Origin of the sequence: Bradyrhizobium sp. NBAIM08, from assembly GCF_020193935.1 — a bacterium.
Lineage (GTDB): Bacteria > Pseudomonadota > Alphaproteobacteria > Rhizobiales > Xanthobacteraceae > Bradyrhizobium > Bradyrhizobium yuanmingense.
The window spans coordinates 1-2,982 of sequence record NZ_JADYVR010000034.1 but is presented as its reverse complement, the minus strand read 5'-3'; the positions used below and the strand labels follow the sequence as shown (position 1 = coordinate 2,982).

The 2,982-nt window shown below is 57.5% G+C and carries 1 protein-coding gene and 3 pseudogenes; 3 read left to right on the top strand and 1 reads right to left on the bottom strand.

The genetic code is table 11. The features are described 5' to 3' along the window. A pseudogene (locus I6F37_RS38200) lies at positions 1-382 on the top strand (hypothetical protein); the annotation flags it as partial. Between the two features lie 519 nt (positions 383-901). Here the strand turns inward: I6F37_RS38200 and I6F37_RS38195 are convergent. Further along, positions 902-1,150: pseudogene (locus I6F37_RS38195) on the bottom strand (hypothetical protein); the annotation flags it as partial. 142 nt (positions 1,151-1,292) lie between these two features. Between I6F37_RS38195 and groEL the strand changes: the two are divergent. Next, a pseudogene (gene groEL, locus I6F37_RS38190) lies at positions 1,293-1,474 on the top strand (chaperonin GroEL); the annotation flags it as partial. A 1,114-nt stretch (positions 1,475-2,588) separates the two neighbouring features. Then, on the top strand, positions 2,589-2,912 hold the full coding sequence (locus tag I6F37_RS38185; RefSeq protein WP_225154112.1) for a hypothetical protein: 324 nt from the start codon (positions 2,589-2,591) through the stop codon (positions 2,910-2,912). The last annotated feature ends 70 nt before the right edge of the window (positions 2,913-2,982 follow it).

The following is a 2,982-nucleotide window of genomic DNA, read 5'->3' as shown; positions in this document are numbered from 1 at the left end:
TATGGTTTTTGTCCGTCCTTTGGTCGGGCTGTTCAGCGATAGCGATAGCGTCAGGGAAATTGCCGTTTCTGCCTGCACCGTCTTCCATCTCTTTTTTGGACTGTATGGTATTGAGACTGTCGTCACGACGATGCTTCAATCGCTCGGGAGAGCGCGTCTCAGCGCGGTTGTGTGTTTCGCGAGGCATTATCTCTTCATTCCGGCTGTACTGTTTTTCCCGGCCATCTCTGGCTCCAGCGGAGTATTGGCCAGTCAAGCCATCGCGGAGCTAGGCGCCGGAATGATTGCACTGTTTATCATGCGCCGTCAGTTCGTTGAGCTCAGGCGATGCGACCGACACATTCGGCCAGGAGGAATGGAGAATGCTTCTTGGCCTGATTAGACATGTTCGGAGCCAACATTAGGCCGGTGAGTACTGGCTTCAGGGTGATGACGAGTGTGATGTGCGAGACTGAGGCGCCATATGACACTCATTGTCAGAATGAAAGAAAAAGCGGGTGTCGCGCGGGCCGGAAGCTAACGCTGGCCGAGAGTTTCGGGCCCGTCAAGACTGAGGCGCGCTTGACTGGCGAGACCAAAGTCACGATTACCGAGTGGTGCAAGTAGCCGCTGCAGAGTTCCGCGTCGCTGCGTGACGGAGTTACTTGGTGCTCCGTTAACGAGGCTCATGAGCGGGATGGGAGGGCGGAACGTGCGCGATAGCTTGACCAGAATGAGGCACAAAAGTTCTCTGAGCCAGATGAGGATGCGACCGAAGTTGTGGGCGACGGATGAACTGATGACGTTAGCCGCATCGCCGGCGCGGCCTCTGAGCTAGCAGCGGCCGCAGTGACCATCGGCCTGCAGGTGTCCTCGTGCCTCCTAGCTACGACATTATCGAAATCGGCCCGCTCGCTCGCGCACCGTAAATGTCCTCGAGCAGCAACGGCCCGATGATGGAGCGGGTTGCGAGTCCAGGCCGGCCATTCTCGGTATAGAGCGGCGCGATCTCGCCGTCGATCCAGTCCCAATCGACCTTGTCGGCGAGCTGAACCAGCTCATGCTTCATATTGATTGACCACCGAGCCGAACCGCGCCGGCCAAACAATCGGGTCAGTCTGGCCCTGAACAGACCGCTGGGTCCCGTCGCCCTGTGCTTCTTGCGTCGCATCGCCACCTGCGATGCGACGATCGAATCACGGCTGCCGATTCGACGGAACTTGAGGGTTCCGTGAGGTCGCCGGGCCAAGGCCAGCTGCGCGCTGCGTCGTGGATGGCTCACGGAAGCGAGATTGAACGAAGCCGTCGCCCCGCACCCGCTAGACCTCAAGCGTGGCATCGAGCTTGCAATCGAGGCCGTTGCTGCAGACCTCCAGAATAACTCCAAGAAGGTCACCTCGAACGAAGAGATCGCCCAGGTCGCCACCATCTCCGCCAACGGCGACGCGGAGATCGGCAAGTTGCTCGCCGCGCCATGAAGAAGGTCGGCAACGAGGATGGCGACACTCGCAGGCCCTTCTCCGGAACCCAGATGTAAGGAACGCGACAGTTGGAGTTTTGCGAGCGGCCCAGATCCGCTCGTCCTCACATGAACCTCAGCGTGGACCTTTGGACATTGGTTGCGAACCCGACATTGTGGGTACGACGTATTGCTGTTGAAGATGAGTGGCAGGGGAGGCTGTGCGCGATCACCTGTTGGACCCCTCCTCGAAAAGATCGTCCGGAACTCGGGGAAACATGTCGGGCCGCCAGGCCTGACATTCGTGCCGACAAGGTACGGTGCGGCTCACCATTGCGATCTCCGATCCTTGTTAGAGGAAAACTCGATGCTTATGCGACTGAACACAGCAGGCCCCTCGAATCCATCGAAACCGCAGCATTGATACGAACATACTCGAAGCCTTTATTCGCACTGATCATCGAAAGCGGTCGGACCGGGTGCGAAGGTCAAAGTCGACCGGATCTCACCAGCGACAACACTCGCAACGTTCGGAAAGTTCACGCCGATGTTTTCAGACTTGTTGCTCCCGTCCGCGGACGAGAAGGCCATCCTCTGAGACCCTGCGCGATTTATCTCGGCTTCAATCTTGACGACCGAGATCATGCGGAGCTTCGCGACGGGAGGAACTCGTTAGACTCTTTCTTCGCTATTGGAGGCACTAAAGCAGCGACGACGCTTTACCTGCCGCGGTTCGCTCATTGGTACAGCGAGCGGATGTGCCGCCGACGTCCTCTTCCGAAGCCAGCATCGGCCGGATTATTGCTCGGATGAATGGGAAGCTGATCGTTACTGGAACAACCGAGAGCGTTGGTGATTGGCGTCAGATCAACTCGTCGGACGAGACCGGTGACGCGCCGAAAAGCGTCCGGAAGTGATCCAGCCACAGCTCAGAAACGCACCGCTGCTGTCGATAGCAGCTACGTGCCGACCTCGCTTCGGTCGGCATATAATTCCAATGTCTTCACCAAGTTAGGTAGGTTTCGATCCATTGTTCCCCGGGTACTATCGGTGAGTAAATGGCCTGCGGGTCAGGATGCAGTTCATCACGATAGGACAAGATGTAGCAATGACGAGCGCAGCTAATTCCCTGCCCGTTAGAGGGCATGTCATGAAATTCATCGAAGGGGCGCGGGTCGTCACTGAGAGTGAATTGCAAGCCAACAACATCACCCGTCACCACGTCACGAAATACTACCGCAATCAGATTACAAACGGTGGCTACTACGAGCAGCTTAAAAACATTGTGGAGCCCTCAGTTCAGGAGTTCGAGAGTCGTGGCAGTTTAGATACGAGCGGCGGCACGATAACACGGTCGTGCTCGGCCTCCAGTGACCTGCCACTGCATTTTCATCCAGCGGCAGTTAGAGTCTCGGGGTTTTGTGCAGCGAGACCGAACTTTGGACCACCCGGAACTAGAGTTTTGCGCCTCTGATCACGTTGGCGGGCTGGTGGCGCCGACGTGATTTTGGAGCACAATCGGCGGCCGATTGCCGATCGCGCCG

Bases quoted from the DNA above. Each gene is read 5' to 3' on its own strand.
- I6F37_RS38185 (WP_225154112.1), top strand. From the start codon at position 2,589: ATGAAATTCATCGAAGGGGCGCGGGTCGTCACTGAGAGTGAATTGCAA.